General features: G+C 54.8%; 21 protein-coding genes. 9 read left to right on the forward strand and 12 right to left on the reverse strand.

Annotated elements, in window-relative coordinates; translation table 11 throughout:
• Positions 1-2 precede the first annotated feature (2 nt).
• From FQ179_RS11445 to FQ179_RS11460, 4 genes are read right to left on the reverse strand one after another with little or no spacing between them, the layout of a single operon-like run.
• Positions 3-1,523, reverse strand: coding sequence for a tripartite tricarboxylate transporter permease (locus FQ179_RS11445; RefSeq protein ID WP_149397416.1), 1,521 nt, complete (start codon positions 1,521-1,523; stop codon positions 3-5).
• A gap of 9 nt (positions 1,524-1,532) precedes the next feature.
• Complete coding sequence (locus FQ179_RS11450) at positions 1,533-2,012, reverse strand: tripartite tricarboxylate transporter TctB family protein (RefSeq protein WP_149397417.1); 480 nt, start codon at positions 2,010-2,012, stop codon at positions 1,533-1,535.
• Positions 2,013-2,051: 39 nt separating this feature from the next.
• A complete protein-coding gene (locus FQ179_RS11455) occupies positions 2,052-3,056 on the reverse strand; it encodes a tripartite tricarboxylate transporter substrate binding protein (protein WP_149397418.1) in 1,005 nt (334 codons plus the stop codon).
• A 57-nt stretch (positions 3,057-3,113) separates the two neighbouring features.
• Positions 3,114-4,562, reverse strand: a complete 1,449-nt coding sequence (locus FQ179_RS11460; RefSeq protein WP_223146247.1) for an NAD(P)H-dependent oxidoreductase — start codon at positions 4,560-4,562, stop codon at positions 3,114-3,116.
• A 58-nt stretch (positions 4,563-4,620) separates the two neighbouring features.
• Between FQ179_RS11460 and FQ179_RS11465 the strand changes: the two genes are divergently transcribed.
• The gene (locus tag FQ179_RS11465; RefSeq protein ID WP_149397419.1) at positions 4,621-5,307 is read left to right on the forward strand and encodes a GntR family transcriptional regulator; all 687 of its coding nucleotides are present in this window, start codon (positions 4,621-4,623) and stop codon (positions 5,305-5,307) included.
• Between the two features lie 35 nt (positions 5,308-5,342).
• Here the strand turns inward: FQ179_RS11465 and FQ179_RS11470 are convergent, their stop codons facing one another.
• The 3 genes from FQ179_RS11470 to FQ179_RS11480 all read right to left on the reverse strand — a co-directional run bounded on the left by FQ179_RS11470 (position 5,343) and on the right by FQ179_RS11480 (position 9,500).
• Positions 5,343-6,707 (reverse strand): aspartate aminotransferase family protein, encoded by a 1,365-nt coding sequence (locus FQ179_RS11470; RefSeq protein ID WP_149397420.1) that lies wholly within the window; start codon positions 6,705-6,707, stop codon positions 5,343-5,345.
• A gap of 78 nt (positions 6,708-6,785) precedes the next feature.
• Positions 6,786-8,381: a gamma-glutamyltransferase family protein gene (locus FQ179_RS11475; RefSeq protein ID WP_149397421.1), complete on the reverse strand. Its 1,596-nt coding sequence runs from the start codon at positions 8,379-8,381 to the stop codon at positions 6,786-6,788.
• 150 nt (positions 8,382-8,531) lie between these two features.
• Entirely contained in the window at positions 8,532-9,500 is a 969-nt protein-coding gene (locus FQ179_RS11480; RefSeq protein WP_149397422.1) for a tripartite tricarboxylate transporter substrate binding protein, read from the reverse strand.
• A 111-nt stretch (positions 9,501-9,611) separates the two neighbouring features.
• Here FQ179_RS11480 and FQ179_RS11485 point away from each other — a divergent pair, with 111 nt between their 5' ends.
• Complete coding sequence (locus FQ179_RS11485; RefSeq protein ID WP_149397423.1) at positions 9,612-10,454, forward strand: IclR family transcriptional regulator; 843 nt, start codon at positions 9,612-9,614, stop codon at positions 10,452-10,454.
• Between the two features lie 50 nt (positions 10,455-10,504).
• On the opposite strand, the gene FQ179_RS11490 is transcribed toward FQ179_RS11485, so the two are convergent.
• Genes FQ179_RS11490 through FQ179_RS11500 form a run of 3 tightly spaced genes read right to left on the reverse strand, consistent with a single transcriptional unit; the run spans position 10,505 to position 12,979 of the window.
• Positions 10,505-11,212 carry an ABC transporter ATP-binding protein gene (locus FQ179_RS11490; protein WP_149397424.1) on the reverse strand — a complete coding sequence of 236 codons (708 nt, stop codon included), beginning with the start codon at positions 11,210-11,212 and terminating at the stop codon, positions 10,505-10,507.
• Entirely contained in the window at positions 11,205-11,981 is a 777-nt protein-coding gene (locus FQ179_RS11495; protein WP_255474955.1) for an ABC transporter permease, read from the reverse strand. Before FQ179_RS11495 ends, FQ179_RS11490 begins: the two co-directional genes overlap by 8 nt.
• A 5-nt stretch (positions 11,982-11,986) precedes the next feature.
• Entirely contained in the window at positions 11,987-12,979 is a 993-nt protein-coding gene (locus FQ179_RS11500; RefSeq protein ID WP_255474956.1) for an ABC transporter substrate-binding protein, read from the reverse strand.
• 58 nt (positions 12,980-13,037) lie between these two features.
• Here FQ179_RS11500 and FQ179_RS11505 point away from each other — a divergent pair, with 58 nt between their 5' ends.
• Together FQ179_RS11505 and FQ179_RS11510 are read left to right on the forward strand one after the other, a co-directional pair.
• Complete coding sequence (locus FQ179_RS11505; RefSeq protein WP_149397425.1) at positions 13,038-13,751, forward strand: Crp/Fnr family transcriptional regulator; 714 nt, start codon at positions 13,038-13,040, stop codon at positions 13,749-13,751.
• 108 nt (positions 13,752-13,859) lie between these two features.
• A complete protein-coding gene (locus FQ179_RS11510) occupies positions 13,860-14,543 on the forward strand; it encodes a DUF1971 domain-containing protein (RefSeq protein WP_149397426.1) in 684 nt (227 codons plus the stop codon).
• A gap of 12 nt (positions 14,544-14,555) precedes the next feature.
• On the opposite strand, the gene FQ179_RS11515 is transcribed toward FQ179_RS11510, so the two are convergent.
• A complete protein-coding gene (locus tag FQ179_RS11515) occupies positions 14,556-15,818 on the reverse strand; it encodes an FAD/NAD(P)-binding oxidoreductase (protein WP_149397427.1) in 1,263 nt (420 codons plus the stop codon).
• Positions 15,819-16,188: 370 nt separating this feature from the next.
• Here FQ179_RS11515 and FQ179_RS11520 point away from each other — a divergent pair, with 370 nt between their 5' ends.
• The gene (locus tag FQ179_RS11520) at positions 16,189-18,087 is read left to right on the forward strand and encodes an SLC13 family permease (RefSeq protein WP_149397428.1); all 1,899 of its coding nucleotides are present in this window, start codon (positions 16,189-16,191) and stop codon (positions 18,085-18,087) included.
• A gap of 177 nt (positions 18,088-18,264) precedes the next feature.
• Here FQ179_RS11520 and FQ179_RS11525 read toward each other — a convergent pair whose 3' ends face one another.
• Positions 18,265-19,242, reverse strand: coding sequence for a tripartite tricarboxylate transporter substrate binding protein (locus FQ179_RS11525; protein WP_149397429.1), 978 nt, complete (start codon positions 19,240-19,242; stop codon positions 18,265-18,267).
• A gap of 291 nt (positions 19,243-19,533) precedes the next feature.
• Between FQ179_RS11525 and FQ179_RS11530 the strand changes: the two genes are divergently transcribed.
• From FQ179_RS11530 to FQ179_RS11545, 4 genes are read left to right on the forward strand one after another with little or no spacing between them, the layout of a single operon-like run.
• Complete coding sequence (locus tag FQ179_RS11530; RefSeq protein ID WP_188074588.1) at positions 19,534-21,024, forward strand: ABC transporter substrate-binding protein; 1,491 nt, start codon at positions 19,534-19,536, stop codon at positions 21,022-21,024.
• A 12-nt stretch (positions 21,025-21,036) separates the two neighbouring features.
• Positions 21,037-22,140 (forward strand): ABC transporter ATP-binding protein, encoded by a 1,104-nt coding sequence (locus FQ179_RS11535; protein ID WP_149397431.1) that lies wholly within the window; start codon positions 21,037-21,039, stop codon positions 22,138-22,140.
• Between the two features lie 3 nt (positions 22,141-22,143).
• Positions 22,144-23,064 (forward strand): carbohydrate ABC transporter permease, encoded by a 921-nt coding sequence (locus FQ179_RS11540; protein WP_255474957.1) that lies wholly within the window; start codon positions 22,144-22,146, stop codon positions 23,062-23,064.
• A gap of 2 nt (positions 23,065-23,066) precedes the next feature.
• The gene (locus FQ179_RS11545) at positions 23,067-23,915 is read left to right on the forward strand and encodes a carbohydrate ABC transporter permease (RefSeq protein WP_223146248.1); all 849 of its coding nucleotides are present in this window, start codon (positions 23,067-23,069) and stop codon (positions 23,913-23,915) included.
• Positions 23,916-23,945: the final 30 nt, after the last annotated feature.

Consider the following 23,945-nt stretch of genomic DNA (forward strand, 5'->3'; position numbering starts at 1 on the left):
AATTATTTGCCATTTTCAGGCAGGGGAAGCGGTACGTTCTTGCGTTTGAATCGAATCCTTGGGAGCAGGCCCCAGCACGCCAGCAGAGCTGCTAATACCATAAGCGTTGTAACAAGCCCATTGCTGAAAAAGATCGAGAAGGAACCTTGAGACGATAGCAACGCCTGCCTGAAAGCGTCTTCCATTTTGTCGCCCAATACCATCGCCAAAATGAGCGGTGCAATCGGATAATCAAGCTTCTTGAACACATAGCCCACCACACCGAAGATCAATGCGAGATAAACATCCAGCATACGGTCAGCAATAGTGTAAGCACCCACAAGACATACCACGATGATGATCGGGCCGATAATTGAAAATGGCGCTTTTAAAATAGACGCAAAAAATGGAATCGTTGTCAGCACGAGCACTACCGCCACAATATTGGCGATATACATGGATGCAATCAGGCCCCATACAAAATCTGGCTGTTCAATGAATAGCATGGGGCCAGGTTGAAGTCCCCATATCATAAGGCCGCCCATCATGACGGCTGCAGTGGCGGAGCCGGGTATTCCCAACGATAGCATAGGCAGCAAGGCCGATACACCAGCCGAGTGGTCGGCAGCCTCAGGGGCGACAACGCCGGCTGGCTCTCCCTTGCCAAAGTTTTCAGGATTGCGCGAGAAGCGTCTGGCGATACCATAGGACATAAACGATGCCGCAGTTGGCCCACCCGGCGTAATGCCCATCCAACAACCGATCAATGTCGAGCGAACAAGAACCACCGCGTGTTTTGGCATGCCCAAGAAAGTACGCCAAACTATGCGAAAGTTCATTTTGGCTTTAAGCCCGTTAAACTCAAGCCCCTCTTCAACCGTAACCAAGAGCTCGCCAATACCGAAAAGACCGATAACTGCAGCAAGATATGAAACACCGTTGATGAGCGAGGTTGTGCCATACGTGAGACGTAGCTCGCCCGATACAGTATCCATACCCACTGCGGTCAATATGAGCCCAATTAAAACCGAAACAATGGTTTTAAGCGGCCTACCACCACTCATGCCGACATAGCTGCAGAATGTGAGCAAAAAGATAGCAAAATATTCAGCTGGCCCAAACCGCAGTGCAAAATCGGCAACGACATTGGCGATAAGAGTAACCAGGACAACGCCAGTAAATGCCCCAAACCCTGCTGACAGAAAGGCCGTTGACAATGCCTCTTCTGTACGACCATTTTTGGCCATAGGATGGCCATCGAAGGTAGTGGCGACAGATGAAGGCTCACCCGGAATATTAAATAAAATTGACGTTGTTGAGCCCCCAAACAACGCTCCCCAATACATCGATGACAACAGGATGATGGCACTGACAGGCTCCATGGTGAATGTCAGTGGTAGCAAAAGCGTGACACCATTGGGCGCACCCAGTCCTGGCAGCACCCCTACCAGGATGCCAAGTAATACGCCACCCACCATCAGGAGAATATGGTGAAAAGTCAGTGCTGTTTCAAAGCCCGACCACAATAAACTTAAGTCTGTCATGTGAGTTCCTTACAGCCCCAGGAAGGACTCTACTGGCCCCTTGGCCAGATCAACCTTGAACCACAGATCGAAGACCAGATAAAACGCAATAATAATAATGCTGGCAAGCAGCAGAGACTTGCCCCAAGAGTTTCGTCCCTGAACTTTCACCATATAAAGCAGATAAACCCAAGATGGCGCGTAACAGCCCAGATAAGACATCGACCCAACAAGTACGGCTGTCGGTAGGAAGACAGCAAGCGTCAGTTTGAACTGCTCACGCGTCACAAACACCGCTTGCCCCGGCTGGCGCAGAATACCGAGAAACAGCAAAACACTGACAGCGCACAATGCAATACCCAGTCTTAGAGGCAGATATCCTGATTGAGGCCCAGTCTCCGCGGCCCATCCCGTATCTAACTGTAGGCTGCCCGCAACGATGACGCCCCCAAAAAAAGCGATGGCTACTACGGTTGCGAGCTCCATCGTGCGTCGGTCTGTCAATGACATACTTGCTGTTTACCCGTATCTGTTGATCAATAAATCAGATCAGTTTTTAACTAACCACTCATTCTTTGAGAACAAGGTATGGTGCTCCGCCGCATCTTTCTTTATATAGGCATTAAGAGCATCACCTGTCTGAAAAAACTCTGATTGCACGCCACGGGCAAGCCACGCTTTCCACTCTGGCTTCTCAGTAACCTTCTTAAGTAGCTCAACATAGTAGGCGACCTCTTCTGGCTTAACGCCTCCGGCCATCCACACTGTACGTGGCATATTAAAGCTGTCAATGCTGATGCCTGAGTCTTTGCACAATGGAATATCTGCCCACGAAGTATCTTTGTTGATTTTGTCTGTGTTAGCCAAAGGCTTGGAGGCGAATACGCATAATGGGCGTACTTTATCGGCTTTCCAGTAAGAGGCATTTTCACCCGGGTTGTTGGTGTTGGCGTCCACGTGACCGCCGGCTAACTGCACTGCCGCTTCGCCGCCAGATTTGAACGGGATGTAGGTTACGTTGATGCCTGTCGCATCTTCAATTTTGCGCGTCAAAATATGATCAGTGTCTTTGGACTGCGCTCCGCCAAACTTGAATGCGGCCTTTTTCTCTTTGGCTGCAACCAGCAATTCTTCAGCGGTTTTGTACGGAGCCGATGTCGACGTCCAGAGCACAAACTCATCTGCAGCCATTGTGGCAAGTGGGGTCATGTCTTCAATTTTGTAGCCCACCTTCGTGATCATGGGCATAAGCCATGCCAAATTAGTGGAAAAGATCAGTTTGTGCGGATCACTATGGATGCCCTCGCCGTAAACAAAGGCTTCAGTACCAGCACCACCTCCCTTATTCGAAACGATAACCGGCGTTGAATTCAGTTTGTATTTTTGAATAATTGACTGGACAATGCGCGCAAACTGGTCGGTTCCGCCCCCTGCGCCCGCCGAAGCAATAAACTCAACCGACTTTGTGGGCTCCCAGGCGGCGCTAACGCCCGATACTAAACAACCTGCAGCCATGGCAAAAACCAATGCAGACTTCTTTGATAGAAATTTCATGTTTGCTCCTATGGGTAACTTTCTTGTGGGTGTGTTTGTGGCTAGCTCACACAGTTATTAGCTGGCAAAAAAAACCGTATCTTGATAACTTCTCAATTGAAAAAGTACTGACGAGGTGTCGATCTCGACATCTCCAATGCAAATAAACTGCCCCTTTCGTACATCACGGCTCAAGCGGCAATTTGCAATTAAATAAAATGGCGCAGGGCGATCATCAGCCAGTGCTGCTCCCTCCACTAAAAGAGGCGACACTTTCTCAATCGAATGATGATGTCCGCCCATTTTCAAGACAGTGCCGGCCGGCAAAAACTCTGTGGCCTTACCGACCAGGTCGAGTGTGGGCTTGGGATCAACCCCACCACTCGAAACGCCAAGACCAGCAGCCTCAAGCACACTAATTGCTGCTTCAAGACCGAGCAGGTGGCGCGGTATATACATGAGCGCGGTCTTCTGATCATCACTAACGACATGCCCCTTGCCGGCAAGCAGAGACCAAGTGGCTGCATCATGGCAGCGAATCACGACGAACACGCCACCAGCAAAACTCAACTCATCGGCTTTTCGCAGACAGTGAAACAGTTCCAGCTTGCCGCTTGCCGCCAGCACACCGCCTTCACTTACAGGTCTGAGCAACTCTGGCACTTCAGAGATGCGCAAAATCGGCACATGAAATTCGGGAGTGTCAGGAACAAAACCCGTTGCGCTGGACACTACCTGCATTTCACAGAAATCAGGGACGGCGCGCTGCGGCAGTTGATGACATGCCTTAGCGCGAGCTTTTATGGTGGTGCGCGGATCTTCGGCGTCTAACGACCAAAAAGATTTGAACATCGGCAGGCCGACAACCATACCGTTGCTGCTCATCGCGCCGGTTTCATGATCGTAGACAAAGTCGTACTCACTCGCCTTGCCCGCAGCAATTATTTCAAAGCCCATTACCTGCGCCCAAGTAATCAGACCAATCAACAGGCTGGGTTGATCACCATCAACTGGCGTCATAACAAGCCCCTTCTGTCTGGCCATGTGAGCCAAGCCTGGGCCTACAACGCTGTCGACTTCTTTCGACACTAGCGCCAGATGAAAGCCCGCATCCAACGCCATCTTGGCGTATCTCGCACCCGCTTCTGGGTTGCCCGTCGCCTCAACCACAATATCCAGAGGTAGACCCAACAAATTCACCAGATCTGATGTGGCAACATAACAGCCATCATGCCAGGCCTGTAATGCCGACTCAGGCGTCTCGCAGACCCTTATTTGATCCTCCGCGATGCCGATCTGGGTCATGGCATGCACCACGACCTCAGCACTCACATCAACAGCCACACGGCAATTCAGCAGAGGAGTGCGCATTCCCTGGGCCAGGAAACTGCGGCCAAAGCCGCCACTACCCACGATGCATGCGTTGACGGGCTTAGCGATACTGGAGAAATATGTGTGAAAGTTCATATACTTATTATTTTGAAAATGACTAGGCGAATTATTGCATGCAATAATAAACAAAAACATCAACAAATGTTAGTGAAAACCCTATAAATACTATACATTGCATGCAAATATAAAATACATGGAAAACAAAACTCTTCCAGAAGTTACAAGCACAGCCCGGGGCACACGTACGTTGTCAGCCGTAACGCGGCTGCGCGAACTGATTGTCTCTGGGGTTTTGAAGCCCGGTCAGCGCATTTCGGAACGTTCGGTATTAGAAGAGCACCAAGACTTGTCACGTACGCCGCTACGGGAAGCGCTCAAGATTCTCGCCTCTGAGGGCTTAATTGACCTGACGCCGAATCGCGGCGCGTTTGTTACGCGCCTCTCTATGAAGCACATCGATTCTGCAATGGAAGTATTAATTGGCCTTGAAAGTATTGCCGCAGTGGCCAGCTGCGCCCGAATTACCGCGCCTGAAATGGAAGAAATAAAAACGTTACACCATCAAATGTTGGTGTCGTTTCAACAGCAAGACTTGATGTCTTACTTCCAGATCAATCAGCAGATACATCAACTTATTGTCGACGGCGCACACAATGAGGCACTGTCACGCATATACAGGGCAGAATCGCTGCATATACGTCGATATCGATATGCGGGCAATATTGAACACGCTCGTTGGGAGCAAGCGGTAACTGAGCACGAGCAAATTATCGAAGCCCTCTGCCGTCGCGACGGGCTGCTATTGCGCGAGCTTTTACGTGCCCATCACAGCAAGGGATGGGATGTGACACGCGAGTTGCTGGCGACCGAATTGAAGTAACCGCAGCGCTGAAAGCGGGCTAGCCCCGCCTTCGCTCAGACAAGCTGACCCTGCACCTCTTCGAGCGTATCCACGAAGCGACCCACCATGTCGCGCACCTGCTCTTCGGTAATGATAAGCGGCGGGCAAAAAGCAATACTATCCTGGATGCCGCGCACGATTAGCCCGTGTTCATGGGCCCGCTCCACAAGCAATGCGCCTGCCTTGCCCACAGGATCAAATGGCTTGCGCGTAGCCTTGTCAGCAACCAGCTCCACAGCGGCAATCAACCCTGTGCCACGCACCTCACCCACCAGCGGATGATCACTTAGTGCACGCAGCGATGACTGCAAAACCTCGCCGACACGGGCAGCATTTTCTACCAGGCCATTTTCTTCGATGATGCGAATGTTCTCCAGCGCAACGGCCGTGGCAACGGGGTGACCACTGGTGGTGTAACCATGGCCAAAGGTTCCAAGTTCACCCGTATAGCGTGCAATCACTGACTGCACGGGCTCACTAAGCAGCACAGCTGCCAACGGCAGATAGGAAGACGTAATCTGTTTGGACAAAACCATGATATCTGGCTCTATGCCAAACCGGTCGGAGCCAAACATATAGCCCAGGCGGCCAAAGCCAGTTATAACCTCGTCCGCCACAATCAGCACATCGTATTTTCGGCATACCTGCTGAATTTTGGCCCAGTAGGTTTCAGGAGGCACAATGACGCCGCCGGCACCCATGACAGGTTCACCAATAAACGCCGCTACCGTATCCGGCCCTTCACTCAAGATTAAGGCTTCAAGCTCTTCAGCCAAGCGGGTGGCAAAGTCATCTTCGGTCTCGCCCGGCCTACCCTCGCGGTAAAAATGGGGGCAGGTAACATGCTTCATTTGTGGCAGAGGCAGATCGAAGCCTCGGTGGTTGGGCGCCAGGCCCGTAAGGCTGGCCGAGGCAACCGTAACACCGTGGTAGCCTCTGTTACGCGCAATAATTTTCTTTTTCTGGGTTCGGCCCAGCGCATTGTTGTAGTACCACACCATCTTGATGACGGTGTCGTTCGCCTCCGAGCCCGAGTTAGTGAAAAAGGCCGTGTTCATACGACCTTTCGTAAGCTGCACAAGCTTTTCGGCCAGCTCTATAGAGGGGGTATGCGTTTTGTGGGTAAAAGTATGGTAGAACGGCAGCTTGCTCATCTGCCGCGTCGCAGCAGCCACCAAGCGTTGCTCATTAAAGCCTACGGCCACGCTCCACAGCCCAGCCATGCCTTCAATGTACTTGCGGCCCTGATCATCGTACACATAAATGCCTTCACCACGCTCGATGACACGGGGGCCGATCTGCTGATGTTTAACCGCATTGGTATACGGATGCATGTGATAGTGGATGTCGCGGTTTTGATTATCGCTGAGTGTGTTCATGTCATTGCTCTTAACTGAAGGCCAGAAATAAGGAAGGCGGGTTCATAGCACCCTTTTTTACAGCTGGGCAGTTATCGGTCAATACCCTACCGCCTGGCCGTCCCGCCTGGGGTCGGACGCGGCGATGTAGCCGCCATGGGATTGCCTCACGATAACCTGGGCAGCACCAAAGTCCAGGCTGTCGCCTGGCTGCATAGCAATATTGTGCCCCGCTGCACGCAAAGCCTCCACCACTACCGCCGGAGTGTGGTCTTCCAGCATCACCCTAGGTCCGCTCTCGACTCTGAAACGAGGCGCATCCACAGCAGTCTGGGGGTTGTGTCCCAGGTCGACCAATTGTTGCATCATTTGCACGTGGCCTTGTGCCTGCATATTTCCGCCCATTACGCCAAAGCTGGCGTAGGGCTCACCATTACGTGTCACAAAGGCTGGAATAATTGTATGCATTGGACGCTTGCCCGGCGCCACTTGGTTACGATGGCCTGGCACAAGCGAAAAGCTACGACCACGGTTGTGCAAGGCGATACCCGTGTCCGGCACAACGACACCCGACCCAAAGCCATGATAGTTGGACTGAATGTACGAAACCATCATTCCATCAGCATCGGCGGCAGTCAAATAGACCGTCCCCCCGTGCCCTGGCAGACCTGCTGTGGGCACTGAAGCTTTGCGCGGATCTATCAGCGCAGCACGGCGGCGCAGATAATCTTTATCAAGAAGCTGGGCAGCCAGTTCACCCATGCCTATTGGATCGCCCACGTGCTCATGCAAGTCGGCGAATGCAAGCTTCATCGCCTCGATGGGAAGGTTGAACAACGACGAAGGGGCGTTTGCGCGCGGCGGGTCAAACGTATCAAGCATGCCCAGCGCCATCAAGGCTGCGATTCCCTGCCCATTAGGCGGAAGTTCATGCAGCATATAGTCACCGCGGTAACTCATGGACAATGGGTCCACCCAGTCGCAACGGTTTGCGGCAAGATCAGCGCGGGTAAGTGCACCACCTGTTTCCGCAGAGAAATTGGCCATACGTTCAGCCAGTTCGCCTTCGTAAAACGCTTTCCCACCCGTTGTCGCAATAAGTTCCAACGTGCGCGCCTGCGCTGGAAAGCGCCATATATCGCCGGCCTGCGGTGCGGCACCTGTCGGCAAAAATGCCTGAGCGTAACCCGGCTGATCTTTAAGCAATAGCGCCTGAGCCGCCCACTGCCGCGCGATTGTCGGCGACACGGCAAAGCCATTTTCAGCGTAGGCAATGGCGGGCTCGAACAAATCCCGAAAAGGCAGCTTGCCGAAACGACGCGACAACTCTACCCACCCCGCGACTTGTCCAGGAACGGTCACTGTGCCCCAACCGAGATCAGGCATTGCAGACTTTCCATGAAAATAGTCTGGCGTCCAGGCCTGCGGCGCACGTCCTGAGGCATTCAGCGCGTGCAACGTCCCTTTGTCCCAAATGAGGGCGAAGGCATCACCCCCAATACCATTCATGACGGGTTCAACGACCGTTAAGGTAATTGCTGTCGCAAGAGCAGCGTCGACAGCGTTGCCGCCAGCCAGAAGCATGCGCAGGCCAGCCTGAGCAGCCAAAGGCTGCGTCGTACTGACCACATTGGCGGCAAGCACTGGCGTACGACGACTCATGTGGGGAAACTGCCAATATGGATGGGCTGACATAATGACTTCTCTACGTATTTAAGGTGAAGGTTTTACTGACGAACGGGCACAACGAAAATTGAGCCAGACTGCAAGACCACATGGGCTGAAAAAAGACGGGAACCGATCATCGGATACTCCTGACCAGGGGCCCCCAACCGTCAACGCGATCTACTGAACAACGATGCCCGCCTGCTCGACCAAGGATTTAATAATGGGGATTTCCTGTTTTATCTGTTGGTTCAACGCTTCTACGCTACCGTCAGAAGGTTCGATACCCATCACAAGCATGCGTTGCTTCACCTTTTCATCCGCCAGTGCAGCCTTAAGCGCGTCGCCCAGCAGACGCGTTTCGCCTGCAGGCGTCCCAGGCGGCGCAACCAACGTAAACCAGGCTGTCAAGTCGAAACCGGGATAGCCCGACTCGGCAACCGTGCGCAACTTTGGCAGCGTTGACATACGCTGCTTGCTGGTAATGGCCTGAACATCCACCTTATCGGATTCCACTTGCGGCATGCCGGTGGACACCATATCGAAAAACAGGTCAACATCACCGCTAATGACCTGTGGCAGAGCCTGTGTCGAACCCTTAAATGGAACGTGCAGCAGCTTGATATCAGCGAGTTGCTGGAAATATTCTGCCGCAAGATGCGACGACGTACCTGTGCCAAATGATGCGATCGTCAACGCACCGGGCTTTTTCTTGGCCGCTGCCACGACATCCTCAAGCGAGCCAAAGCCGTCTTTTTTGGTGCTGAGCAAGACCATGGGGCCGATTCCTATCATACCTATAGGTACAAAGGCATCCGGATCGTACGATAGGCTCTTGAAAAGAAAACGATTAGTGACCAGCGTTGAGTTCGTGGCAAGCAAAATGGTGTAGCCATCGGGCTGAGACCTGACCACATACGATGCGCCAATCGTTGTTGCCGCACCCGCGCGGTTCTCGACCACCACAGGCTGCCCCAGGGTCTTTCCCATATGCTCAGCGAGGGTGCGGGCCAACCCGTCGGTGGCACCGCCGGCCGGAAACGGTGTCACCATTGTGACAGCACGATTCGGAAAACCTTCAGCACCAACAGCACTGGCTGACGCAATGAGTAAGGCCGCAGAAAAAACCGTAAAACCTGCTCTGAACATGTTTGTCTCCTGATTTATATATGACAGGGGGATGACTTTCTTAGTTGAATTCCGTAGAATGGAATTCAATTCCTTTTTTCCTCACCCAAATATAAAGGCTGCGCACGACAAATGCAATCGCTTTCCGATATTGGCACCAAGCAACAAGAAGAGATGGGTACCGCACGGCGCCCAGCTCGCCGCAAGCGTGCCACCACCCAAGGTGACCCCGCTTCGCCTCATTTCGTCGAGGCATTGGCGCGCGGGCTTGACGTGTTGCGATGCTTCACCCCTGACGTCAAGTCACTCGGAAATCTCGAATTAGCCGAGCTCACGGGCCTGCCAAAATCAACGGTCAGCCGTATCGTTTACACGCTGATGACACTGGGTTATTTGCGCTATGACCGGGAATCAGGCCGCTACTGGCCAGATTATGGTGTGCTTGCGTTGGGCTTTGGCTGTCTTGCCAGCCTCGAGGTTCGCCAGGTAGCCAGGCCGCTTATGGAAGAGCTTGCACAGGCCACCGGCGCAGCGGTGGCTCTCGGTGCCTTTGATGGAAAGTCAATGACATACATAGATGCTGTACATGGTTCCGTCGCGCTTTACCTGCGCTTGCCCGTAGGCTACCGCGTCGGCATGAACAGCACCATGGGTCGCACGTATTTGGCCAGCTTGCCCAAAGCTCAGCAAGATGCCTTGCTGCCAACGCTGGACGCGCCTGCAGATATGCTGGCCATATTGGCAAAAGCCAACACAGAATTCGCTGCAAACGGGTGCTGTTACGGCATAGGTGACTGGCAGCCGGGCATCAATGCTGTAGCTGCCCCGTTTAACGCCATTACTGGCGAAGGTACGTTCGTACTCAGTTGCGGCGGTCCTGAAGGCATATTGCCGGAGCCTCATTTGCGTAGCGAGATTTCGGCCAGCCTGAAAGACGTGGTTGCCCGCCTCTCGCTTCCGGGGTTTACAGACTGACCGCGCTACACGACCTAAGCGGGCTGGCTGGGCAACACAAGCGCGAATAGTCAGCCAACTGCGACCAATGCTTCATGTTGGAGCAACCGCCGGTATAAAAGATCAGCCGTCTCACTGCGACCTTGTGCCCCCGCTGCAGGGTCTATATCAAAGCGCTGCACATAGCCGTTTTCGAGCAACAAACAGCTATCGGTGAGTTCTACGAGCTCATGTGGGTGATGGCTGATGCAAAGCATGGTGGCGCCAGTTTCGTCGAGGCAGCGACGACACAAGGCAGCCAGCGTCGTACGCAAGGCAGGGTCAAGGGCGCTGAAGGGTTCATCAAGCAACAGCAAGTCAGGTTGCAAGGCAAAGGCACGCGCCAGTGAAGCCCGCTGCGCCATGCCGCCCGATAGTTCTCGGGGCCATGCTTGCGCGAACGCGTCAAGCTCAACCTGCTTTAACCAATACATCGCACGCGTGCGTGCCTCGTCTGCATGGCAACCCGCCGCCCGCAATGGTATCTCGATGTTTTCAATAATGCGGCGCCAAGGCAGCAGCCTAGGCTCCTGAAATACCAGCAAGGGATGACGATAGCTATTGCTTAACGTACCCGACGTGGGCTTGAGCAACCCGGCGGCCAGACGCAGCAGCGTACTCTTGCCTGCGCCGCTGGGGCCGAGCAAACCCAGACGCTGCCCTGGTTTCAGTTGGAGGTCGATGCCCCGAAGCACAGCCAAAGACCCAAAATGCAGGGTGATGTTGTTAAGCTCAAGCATGACTGGGCTCCTGCCATTTTCCAAGGTGGCGCTGCAAAGGCTGCAGCAAGGCAAACTCAAGCACGGCCACCAGCAGCAGAATCAGTGCGACCCAGGCATAGAGTTCTGCACTGTCAAACGTACTGCGGGCATTGGCCAGAGCATAACCTGCACCACTTTCTGCGCCCAGCACTTCGGCCATAACGACCAGCCGCACGCCGCCACACGTGGCAATAAGCAAAGCGGCCGTCAGCGGCGCAGTGAGTGCAGGCATGTACAAATGACGCAGCCGTCGCCAAAACCCATAGCGGTACATATGCGTCATTTCGATGAGATTGCGATCAACCTGCATCATGCCTTTTACCGTATTGACATACATGCCAGGTGCCATCATGAGCACCGTCATAAAAATAACCATGGAAGAACCCAAGCCAAACCACAGCATGGCCATAACGACGACCACAACAGGCGGTATAGCCATGAGCAGCCACCGCACTGGCTCAAGCAGCCCGCGCACCCGCGGTTTGTGGCCTGCCAGTATGCCCAGGGCAAGGCCTATGGTGCAGCCTGTGCTTACACCAATACCAATACGCAGCAGACTGTCGCCCGCGTTAGGCAGAAAATGATCGCTGGCCAACAGGCGGGGGATAGCTTTAAGTGTTTCTAGCGGCGTGGCCATGAGCATCGGCCCCATGTAGACGGCGCTTGCTTGCCAGCCGGCGAGCAGCAGCAGCACACCCAGGACGCTCCATAACCGTGAGGTGCGGCCCACGCCGTCAGAATTGGACACTACGTTCATGGCCCGTAAAACCCGGCATCAGGCAGGCGGCCACCTATGGCCTGGGGGTACTGTTCGCCCAGCAACCCGTAAAGCGCTTCAAGCTGTGGCCTAACCTCGCTTGCAGGACGGCTGTCGAGCCGGGTAACGCGTATTGCCGTTTCAATGGCCGGCACAGGAAGGTGCGGGATGTACCGGTGCACCATTTGTGCACAAGCTTGCGTGTTGGACTTACACCATGCGGCAGAAGCGGCATAAGCGCGCTCGACTGCATGACTGAGCTCGGTATCTTTCGCGATATGAGAGTTAGCCATAATACCGGCCTGTGGCAGTTCGGCACGAGTGGGGAAAGCGTCGCGCCAGGCGTCTTCAAGACTTTGCACGCGGTGCAGGGCAATGGTGCCCTGTTGCTCAGCGCGCCACAGCAGCAGTGATGCCGTGGGTTCGACAAGCAAAGCGTGTTTGCCCTGGCCGGTTAACATGAGTGCAATAGCGTCTTGAGCGTCGCGCGTGCGGCGCAAACGCACGGGCTCACCGCCCTTTTGCTTGTGTGCCTGAAGCAGCGTGTCTAGCAGGACGGCCGGCAGATCACGCTGAAAAGGCACAAGTAGCTCTTGGCCGCCCAGGTCTTCAAACCCCTTTACATTAGGGTCTCGGCTAACCAGCCACAAAATGCCCCATACCGAGATATTGAGCAATTTAACGGGATCGCCCCGGTTATACATTAGTGCAGGCAGATTGCTGGGCACGGCGCTGAAATCAATTTCTTTTTTGGCTAGCAGTACACGCAGCTGATCAGGGCTTTGCCATAGACGAAATTGAACCTGCTGTGCGTACTCTTTGAGTGCATTGGTTTCTACCATGTGCAACAGCGGATAGCTGACAACAGCACCGGGCCCGGCCAGCGTCAGCGTGGCATAAGGCAGTGCCGCCTGCACGACAGACACGAGCATAAAAAAAAGCAGAGCGCCGCTTACGTACGCCCTGCTGAGCAGATTAGATTTGAACATTAAGTAAATGAGAATTATTATTAAACAAAAATTCTCTCACTTCCACCGAATAGACGCCATGACTAAAGTCAACATGCTACCCGAAGAGGCCGCGACTGTATCGCTCCTGTTACAGCACCGTCTTATGGCTGGCCTTGACGCCGCAATTGCCGGGCTCATGGCGCAAGGTGCGCAGGCCAGAGAGGCAATGCCCGGAGACATACTTTTTCGCGAAGGCGACGAGGCAAGATCGTACTTGCTACTGGAAAGCGGCGAAGTTGAAGTGTTTCGCTACAGCCACCACGGCGACGAGCGGGTGTTTCATGTGTTCGAGCCGGGGCAGCTGGTGGCCGAGGCGGCCATGTTTATGCCCCACGGGCGTTATCCCATGTGGGCCAGGGCCCGTACCGCCTGCCGGCTTTTTCGCCTTCAGCGCAGCAGCCTGCATCAGGCGTGCCAAAGCCAGCCAGCACTCGCCATGAGCATGCTGGCGGGCTTGAGCAGCGCGCTGTATGGTCAGGTAAACAAGGTAGATTGGATCACCTCAAGCTCGGCGGCCGAACGGCTCGCCAATTACTTGCTGCAGCTTAAAGAACGCCAGGGCACTACCGTACAGCTGCCGCTCAATCAGCGACAACTGGCCGCGCATCTGGGCATGCGTGCCGAGACGCTGAGCCGGTTGTTTACCGAGTGGCAGGCCAGGGGTTACGTGACCGGCCGGCGTTGCGACTGGAAGCTACACGATCTGTCGCAGCTGCAGCGCTTGGCATCACTGGCACAGCGGCCTTTCTGACGATACGCCCGAAAGTTGCGTATCCTAATCCACAACACGACAAAGGTCATTGGCGCTAAGTAACTGTGCAGCCAGAATACCCTCCTGCTTTTTGAATAGGGTTTACCCATGCACGCTGAATCAAGCCAAACACCCAAGCCCGCCTATACTGAAGCCGATATCCGGCAGCTGGTGTTTTTGTTCTACGGCCGGGTACGCGCCGATGAACAGCTCGGCCCCATCTTTGAGCATCATGTAGAAAACTGGGAAGCCCATCTGAACACGCTGTGCGATTTCTGGTCTGCGCTATTGCTTGGCACCCGCCGGTTCAAGGGCGCGCCCATTGCCCGGCATGCGGCACTGCCCGGCCTAAGCTGGCCGCTTTTCGAGCGATGGCTGGCTCTTTTTCACACCACCACGTCCGATCTTCAGCATCCAGCACTCCAAAAAGCTGCAGACCCCATCGCCCAACGCATCGCTGCCAAGTTGTGGCAGGTCTACCAATCGAGAACACCTATGCCTACCCTACCTGATACCCTTCCCCCCGGCCTTGAACGCTACGGCCAGTCTCCGGTTTTCACGCCCGACAACCTTCCCAAAGCGCTTACCACCTCACACATGACGCGCTCCGGCACTTGGGGCCTGCTACGGGTTGAGTCGGGCGTATTGCGATTTACACTTGCTACCGAACCCGCCACCCAGGTTGTTTTGACAGCTGGGCAGTGTGTTGTCATAGAACCCGACGTGCCGCATTATGTGGCGTTCGAATTGCCGGGCAGCTTTCAAATCGAGTTTTACAGGGCACCACGTTAACGCAGCTGGCCGCTAGCGCTGCGCCGACGCAACCCCTACAGGGTAAGTGCGCGTTTTGTGCGTAATCGGTATGCCGCGCCCTTTCAGCAGAACATTCCAGTAAAACCAGGGCATAAAAGAACGCTTCAGCCACCAGTAAAACCGGCGTGGCACACGCGGGTCGGCAGGGAAGCTGGGGCTTACAGTGCCGCCATAGGTAAACTCGGCCAGCAGCACCCGACCTCGCGAAGTAGTAAGCGGGCATGCAGCATAACCATCGTACGAGGCGCTCTGGCTCTGCCCGCGCAATGACTGCAGCAAGTTGCCAACAAGTACAGGTGCCTGGCTCTTGATGGCAGCGGCCGTCTTGCTGTTGGGTGTAGAAGTGCAGTCACCCAACCCAAAGACATTGGCATGACGCACATGCCTGAGCGTGTGCTTGTCGACATCCAGCCACCCTGCCCCGTCAGCCAGTTCGCTGTTGCGTATGAAGTCAGGCGCACTTTGTGGCGGTACAACATGCAGCAAATCGTATGCCACTTCTTCGCGCACGGTCGCGCCGTTAATTACCGATTCAAACACGGCGACTTTCTCGGCACCCCGCACCTGAACAAGATTCTGACTGAAATGCTTTTGTGCAGAATAGCCGTCCATGACCTTATCGAGTGCCTCGGCATAGAACGGCACGCCAAATACTGATGCAGCACCTGACCTGAACTGAACCACCGCCTCTACACCCTTGCGGCGAAAATGATCAGCTGAAAGATACAGGGCTTTCTGCGGTGCCCCTGGGCACTTGACCGCCCCTGCGGGCTGGGTAAATACGGCGGTGCCACCCGTAAACTCACGCACCAGTTGCCACGTATAGGGCGCAAGATCATAACGATAGTTACTGGTTACGCCGTTTTTGCCCAACGCTTCGGAAAGGCCCTCGATGGCATCCCAGTTGGTCTGAATACCTGCAGCAACGACAAGATACTCATACCCCAGCCGAGTGCCGTCTTCGCACTCAATTTGGTTTTCATCAGGCAAAAATGAAGTAACCGCAGCAGCCACATGCGCGACTCCTGCAGGCAGGCAACTCGCCAAGCTACGCCGCGTCGCTTCAGGCGCATAGGCGCCGCCGCCCACAAGCGTCCAGGCGGGCTGGTAATAGTGATGCTCTGCCGGATCCACAATGACAACATCCACCCTTGGATCTGCCCGCCGCAATTTAGCCGCGACCGCGATGCCTCCGGCTCCCGCACCCACAATGACGACGGTGTGTCTGCGAACCAAGGACTGTGTAGTGCTCATGACCTGCCTCAAGTAAGGTTTAGCTAGACGGTCGACGCTGGCGGCATTCACGCAAGGCACGCCCAGCAGGCCACGATAGCCATCTGAATAAACAAAAAAACAGCAGCAGTCATTCTAGTTACCATGTCGCCCCCATGGAACAATGAATCAGCAATTTACATATGCCATACCAGCTTGCCAAGCGCCGAATTTTTCCGCAACGTCTTAATGCCACGCAGGGCGTACGGAAGAAACCAGACGCCAACTCGCGGCACAATGGCGCAGCCACTTGCACAATTAATATTTGTTGTACGCTGTGCGCTATTGTCAAAAAGCGGGAAGCAAAAATGTCAACACTCATCTCGACCATCCACCTGACAGGCTGTAATCAATGACGCAACCCCAATGGATGATACTGGCCATTCTGGCTGCGACCCTGTGCCTGTTTTTATATGGGCGCTGGCGCCATGACATTGTGGCTGCCACCGCACTGCTGGCAAGTGTCCTGGTCGGGCTGGTGCCAGCCGATGAAGCGTTTACCGGTTTTGCGCACCCTGCCGTCATCACCGTGGCCTGTGTGCTGATATTAAGCAGCGCGCTTTTGCAAACCGGCGTGGTAGATATGTTGGCCGAACGCCTGTTGCCCACCAAGGCAGGCCCCACCATTACCATTGCGGCGTTGGTTTCTCTTTCAGTCGTTCTGTCGAGCTTCATGAACAACGTGGGCGCACTGGCTTTATTAATGCCCATAGCCTTGCAGATCGCACAACGACAAAATCTGGCACCCGGCAAAATTCTGATGCCGCTCGCCTTCGGCACAATACTGGGCGGGATGACCACGTTGATAGGCACCCCATCCAACCTAATTGTGTCTGGCTTTCGCCGGCAGATGGGTGAGGGCGCGTTTGACATGTTTGCCTTCACGCCGGTAGGCCTCACGGTGGCAGCAGGCGGTGTGCTGTTCATTGCATTGATTGGCTGGCGCATTGTTCCTTCTCGAGAACGCGCCGGGGCAGACTCCTTCGACACAGGTGCCTATCTTACTGAGGCACGGGTTGCGGCTAACTCCAAGGCCATCGGCATGTCGTTACGCGAAGCCGAAGCCGAGCTTGAAGGTGCAGACGCCCAGATCATCAGTTTAGTGCGCCATGAAATCAGACTAACGGCACCCCACACGGCGGGGCCTTTGCGCGAAGGTGATCTTGTCCTGATCGAAGCTGACCCAGAAACGCTGGCCAAGGCACTGGACAGCCTGGGGCTTGTCTTTGGGGCAACGCCAATTGATGACGACGATGAAGAAGAAAAAGAAAAGGAAAAGAAAAAACAGGATCAAACGGGCGACGATGACACTGCCGACAGCATGACGAAAGAGCAGAAAGAGCAGAAAGAACAGGAAGAACAGGAAAAGAAAATTGAACGTTCAGTTGAGCTTGATGATGCTGAACTGGTCGAGCTGGTTGTACTGCCTGGGTCAAGTCTGCTCAGCCGCAGCGCCAGCGACCTGAACCTGCGCGAGCGCTTTGGCATCAACCTGCTTGCGATTTCACGTCAAGGGGCGCGGATTCAAAGCCGTGTGCGGCATACTGCACTACGCCATGGCGATGTGCTGCTTATGCAGGGCCCCGGCGATCTGATTTCAGAGTTTGCCGCCAATGCCGGATGCGCGCCGCTGGCCACCCGCGCACTACGCGCACCCGACCGAAAAAAAATGATCATGGCGTGCACAGCCATGGCCATTGCCATCGGCGTCACGGCGTTCAACATATTGCCAGCCGCCATCAGCTTTTTGCTGGGCGTCGTGTTGCTGATGCTGTTTCGCGTGCTGCCGCTGCGCAAAATGTATGAGGCCGTAGACTGGCCTGTGATTGTGCTGCTGGCCGCCCTGCTGCCTGTAGCACAGGCCACAGAAGACACAGGGGCTGCCAAGCTCGTCGCCGAACTGCTCATGAACAACGTGGCGCAAGGCAATGCCATTGTCGCGTTAAGCTTGGTGTTGGTGGTCACCATGTTTATGTCTGACGTCATCAACAATGCCGCCACGGCCGCTATCATGTGCCCCATTGCCATCAGCTCGGCGAACCAGCTCAACGTCAGTGCAGACCCATTTTTAATGGCGGTTGCGATCGGCGCTTCAGCTGCGTTTCTTACGCCTATCGGGCACCAGAACAATACCCTTATTCTCGGCCCTGGCGGGTTCCGTTTCGGCGATTACTGGCGCATGGGTCTGCCGCTGGAAATCGTCGTAACGCTTATTGCAATACCCATGCTTTTGCTGGTGTGGCCGCTTTGATTAAGAGCGTGCGTAATGCACGTCCGCAATTAGGCCAAAGCGTTTAATGCACGAAAAGGGCCAGCATTGCTGGCCCCGCCACGTCATGCGGTCAACGCAAGTTGGCCGTGTGGCCGCTCAAACAGGCATATCAAAATTCACACGTAACATAGCCTTGCGGCCCCGTGCCCAACTGCATTACATTTTTAGCTTCGCCGCCTCAACGATTTCACCCCAGCGCTTATATTCTGAGTCAGACAGTTGCGCTAAAGCTTCTGAAGTAGACCGCTCGGGGCTGAAGCCCGCATTCTCCAGCACCGTTTTCACCTCGTCAGACTCAAGGGCGTTTCCGAAAGCCTGGTTCAGCTTGGCAACAACGTCGGGGGACATACCCGCCGGCCCGTACAAGGCAAACCACGGATCTACCGCATACCCTGCTACGCCAGCTTCCGCTATCGTTGGCACCTCGGGAAGTTGAGGATTACGCTTGGACCCTGCCACTGCAAGTGCCTTGAGCTTGCCAGCTTTGATATGTGGCAACGACGCAGGAAGATTGTCGAACATTACCTGGATCTGCCCACCCAACATGTCTGTCAATGCCGGCGCACTGCCTTTATAGGCCACATGCTCCAGTTTCGTATCAGTCATTTGCCCGAACAGTACACCAGCCAAATGCATCGATGTACCCGTACCCGCAGCGCCATAGATCAACCCAGGGTTCTGCTTGGCGTAATCGACAAACTCTTGCAGGTTATTGACGGGCACCGAAGGGTTTACCTCCAGCACAATCGTCGACTTGCCGAGCATGACGATAGGTGTAAAGTCTTTGGTCGGATCAAACTTCATCTCTTTATAGAGATGTGGGTTCACGGCGTTCGTCGAGATAGCACCCATACCAACGGTGTACCCATCCGGCTTCGCCTGCGCCACTTGTGCCATGCCGATATTGCCACCCGCCCCTGGCTTGTTCTCAACAATTACCGACTGACCCAGCTCTTCAGATACTTTCTTGCCAACAGTACGAGCCACCAGGTCCGTTGTGCCACCCGGCGCATAAGGAACGATGAACCTGATCGATTCCGAAGGAAAGCTCGTTGAGGTATCTGCCGCGCTTGCTACCACTGGCGAAAGATAAGCAGCCAGTAACGCGGACGCAAGTAGGGTTGTCTTTAACATGAATGTCTCCAGTGTGTTTTAGTTAGAACTGAAGATCATACTCAAACAATCATGTGAATGTAGATCGTCGGGCAACATTCAGCCCCCTGTCAGCACACAAAACAAATCCCGAAAACGATGACAATAAGTGTTTCCGAAACCAGCACACGCTGATAGACTTGAACCACTACTTTGCGTGACGTGCCAGGTTGGCCGCGACCGCTACGCAGCTGCATTCCCATAATGGGGGTGTGCCGCCGATACATTGCAACCCTGACGACCGCCCCTTCCTATCCACACAGGAGGCAGGTCATGTCGCATCAGCTGTTTGACCCACAAACGGGCCGTCCCACACTTTCTCGTTCCACCACACTCCATTCAACCTCCCGACGCCGTGTACTTCAGGCAGGGGGGCTGGCTGGTCTGGCCGCCATCGGCGCTCCGTGGTTTCATCTGCGCAACGCATACGCGGCCGACAAAACACTGAAGATCTTGCAATGGAGCCACTTCGTTCCTACCTATGACACCTGGTTTGACGGTTTTGCCAAGGCATGGGGCGAAGCCAATGGCGTTGAGGTTGTTGTGGACCACATCAACATCGGTGATCTTGTCACGACAACTACCTCAGAGATGTCCGCCAATTCGGGGCACGACATTATTGAACTTGGCCCCGAGGCAGCACAGTTCACGCCCAACGTGCTGGACATGGCCGATGTCAACGAACAGGCTGCCCAACAGTTTGGCGAGATTTTCGGCGTTATACGGCGAGTTTCCTACAACCCCATCGTGAAGTCATGGTATGCGTTTTGCCACGGCTGGACCATAGACTGCGGCGATTATCGTCGCTCGTTATGGCAAAAAGCAGGTATGGAAAACGGCCCCGACACTTACCAGCAACTGCTCGATATTGGTGAAAAAATCCATAAAGAGCAAGGAGTACAGGTCGGCATTGGCATGTCGCAGGAACTGGACTCAAACATGGTGGCCCGGTCCATCTTGTGGTCGTGGGGGGCATCGGTTCAGGACGAGAACGACAACGTCATTCTGGGGCAAGGCAACAATCGAAAACTGGCTATCGAATCGGTCAAGTACATGAGCGACCTGTACCACCGCGCCATGACACCCGCCGTATTTGCCTGGAATGCCGCCTCCAACAACCAGGACCTGATCGCTGGCAAGGCATCGTATATCGTGAACTCGATTTCGGCTTACCGCTCAGCTCAGCAGAGCAAACCAGACATCGCCAAAGACGTGTATTTCACGGGACCGCTGGCAGGGCCGCACGGCGATCGCTGGGCCAACGTCCACGTGCTCTACAACTACATCATCCCCAAATTTGCGAAAGCACGCGAAGACCTGGCTAAACGGTTTATTTTGCATCTGGCCGAAAATTACGACCAGGCCATGTACCAAAGCAAGCTGTACAACTCACCAAGTTACTTTGGGACGCCAATACCTAAAGGAGATCGGGGCTACAAGGCGGTCGACGGCGCGGGCACGCTGAAAAACCTTAACGATGCCTGGTTTGCACACGACCCATTCCGCCTTGACGGAGAGGCCGATGGCAAACTGGCCAGTCTGACGACGGCAACAAAATGGACGACCAATCTCGGGCATCCTGGGTATTCCAACCCGGCCGTGGGCGAAGTGTTCAACACGTTTATTCTGCCCAATATGATGGCCAAAGCCGCACGCGAAGACCTGACTGCGGAACAAGCCGTGGACCAGGCTGTGCGTCAGATAGAGCTCATCTACGGCCAATGGCGAAGCCGTGGCTTAATCGGCGGCAAGGTGTCGACATAGGCGGAACCCATAATGGCCAGCCTCAGCATTGAACACCTGAGCACCACGTATGATCGTGGCAGGGTAAAAGCAGTTGATGACGTCAGTCTGGACATGCCTGATGGTGAATTCCTGGTGCTTCTGGGCGCCTCGGGTTCGGGCAAGACCACGCTGATGCGCACCATCGCCGGGCTGGAGCGCCCCAGCAGCGGCACCATCCACATCGATGGCAAGCTGGCCAATGAACAACCGCCACGACAGCGCAATATTGCCATGGTTTTCCAGAGCTACGCGCTTTACCCTCACAAAACCGTGGCAAAGAATATTTCCTTTCCTCTGGAGACCGTACATCTGTCGGCCACACAAATTCAGGAAAAGGTTATGTGGGCGGCGCAACTGTTCGGCATCGAACGGCTACTTAAGCGCAAACCACGAGAGCTATCAGGTGGCGAGCGGCAACGCGTGGCCCTGGCTCGAGCACTGGTACGCACACCCAGCTTATTCCTGATGGACGAACCCCTGTCTAACCTCGATGCCAAACTGCGTCATTCGGCCCGCCGCGAGTTCAAGCGGCTGCATGACCAAACCGGCGTCACAACCCTGTACGTAACCCATGATCAGGTCGAAGCCATGGGCCTGGGCCATCGCGTCGCCGTCATGAACCATGGCAAGATCGAGCAACTCGGAACGCCGCACGAAATCTATCACGAACCGGCCAATACTTTTGTAGCGCAGTTCATGGGTTCGCCGCCCATGAACCTAATTCCTGACAGCAACTGCTTGCTGGGCTTTCATGCCGAAGACGCCTGGCTGCCCGAAGGTGGTCTACCTGCGCAACACTACCCGCTGCCTGTAGAAATCCAGCAGATTGAATATCTGGGTGCCGATGCACTCATCTATTGCGCCGCCATCCCCACACGTACCGATATCATTCTGAGAATGCCTGAGCGCCTGGTAAAGCAACTTGCTGCCGGGCAGACCCGCACATTCTACGTGCCCGATCAGCTGATACGCCGCTTTGACGCACAAACAGGCCAGCGCATCGCTTCAGACACCCGCGTGCCTCATCCAGTGCAGTCCAACACGGGCAAAGAGGTGCCTGCTGACACGCGCAGTGTTCCGCGCGCAGAGGTATAAGCCATGGCGCACCGAACACTCAGCCTGAACCAGCGGGACACGCTGCTGGCTATGGCCATGGTACTGCCTGCAATTCTGTACATAGTGCTGCTGTTGGGCATTCCTATTGTGCTCGCCATTATTTACAGCCTCAACGATGTCACCACCGGCAGCCCAGTCATGCGCTTTGTCGGCCTGAGAAATTTCACCACGTTGCTGCAGACGCCAGACTTCATGCAGGCCGTCAGCAATACGTTTTTGATCACAACCGCCACGCTGATTGGCGTGCTGGCGCTGGGTACCGTACAGGCTGAGCTGCTGGCGCGCCCCACGCGTGGTAAGTGGTTAATACGTTTTTTGATTCTGCTGCCCTGGACCGCACCCGCATCGCTGAGTGCCATCGCCTGGCTCTGGATGCTGGACTCCACGTTTAGCCCAATTGACTGGGTGCTGCGCGGCATGGGTCTGCTGGGGCACCCCGGCGCGCTTTTTGGGGACTATGACAACGCCTTCTGGCTGGGCCGCAGCGGCCTGGCTCTGTTCTCCATCATTATGGTTAATGTCTGGCGCCTGCTACCGCTGGGCACGGTCATTATTTTGGCGGGTCTGAACGGTGTTCCACGAGATATTCTGGAGCAATCAGAAATTGACGGTGCTGGCTATTTCAGGCGTATGTTCCATGTGACGCTGCCCATGCTGATACCGGTGTTCGGCGTGACGGTTCTGTTTACGTTCGTCTTTGTATTTTCGGACATCGTGACGGTGTTTATTCTGACCCGAGGCGGGCCTGCCAATGCAACACAAGTCTTGCCCTCATTGGCGTTCTTCACAGGTGTACAGGGTGGGTCGTTGGGCATGGGCGCTGCCACGGCTGTGTTCCTGCTGCCGGTGCTGGCTGCCGTCTCTGTGCTTATTTTGACGGTTATCCGTCGGCGGGAGATCTGACCATGCCAGCCATGACCGCTGCAAAGGCCAGCCGCCGTGTCGGGCTGTATCTGGCCACCGCCTTATTCGTCATATTTTCGGCCCTGCCTTTTTACATCATGCTGATCACCAGCTTCAAAACACAGAGCGCCATATTTTCGCCCGAGGCCAACCCCTTCTGGTTCTCCGGCTCGCCAACGCTGGCCAACATCAAACTATTATTTGAACAGACTCAATTTGTGCAGTGGATGGTGAATACCGCTTTGGTGGGGCTGGCGGTGGTCGTCATCACGCTGGTTCTGTCGGTGCCTGCTGCGTACGGGCTGGCACGCATTGCCGGTAGCTGGGGAGAAACACTAGGCATAGGCATTTTCCTCAGTTATCTGGTTCCACCTACGCTGCTGTTTATTCCTTTCTCCAAAGTTATCGCGTTTCTCGGTCTGCAGAATTCATTATGGGCACTGGTGGTCGCCTACCCAACCTTTACCGTACCGTTCTGTACGTGGCTGTTAATGGGGTTTTTCAAAGGCATATCGCGAGACATTGAGGAGCAAGCCATGATTGACGGCCATGGCCGCTTTGGCGCGTTTATTCATGTGGTTTTGCCTTTGGCGGTCCCTGGCCTGATGACAGTAGTGGTATTTGCCTTTACGCTCTCAACCAGCGAGTTCATCTATGCACTGGCATTTATCACGCACTCTGCCAGCAAGACCATTAGCATTGCCGTGCCTACAGAACTTATACGCGGCGACGTGTATCACTGGGGACCGCTGCTCGCGGGCGCACTAATCGCAAGTGTGCCGATTGCAGTGCTGTACACCTTCTTTATTGACCATCTGGTTGCGGGGTTGACGGCTGTGGCGCGTGATTGAATATGTGTGGATGCTGCCCTCAGCGCGCCT

Source organism: Pusillimonas sp. ANT_WB101 (assembly GCF_008369125.1).
In the GTDB taxonomy this organism is placed as follows: Bacteria; Pseudomonadota; Gammaproteobacteria; order Burkholderiales; family Burkholderiaceae_B; genus Allopusillimonas.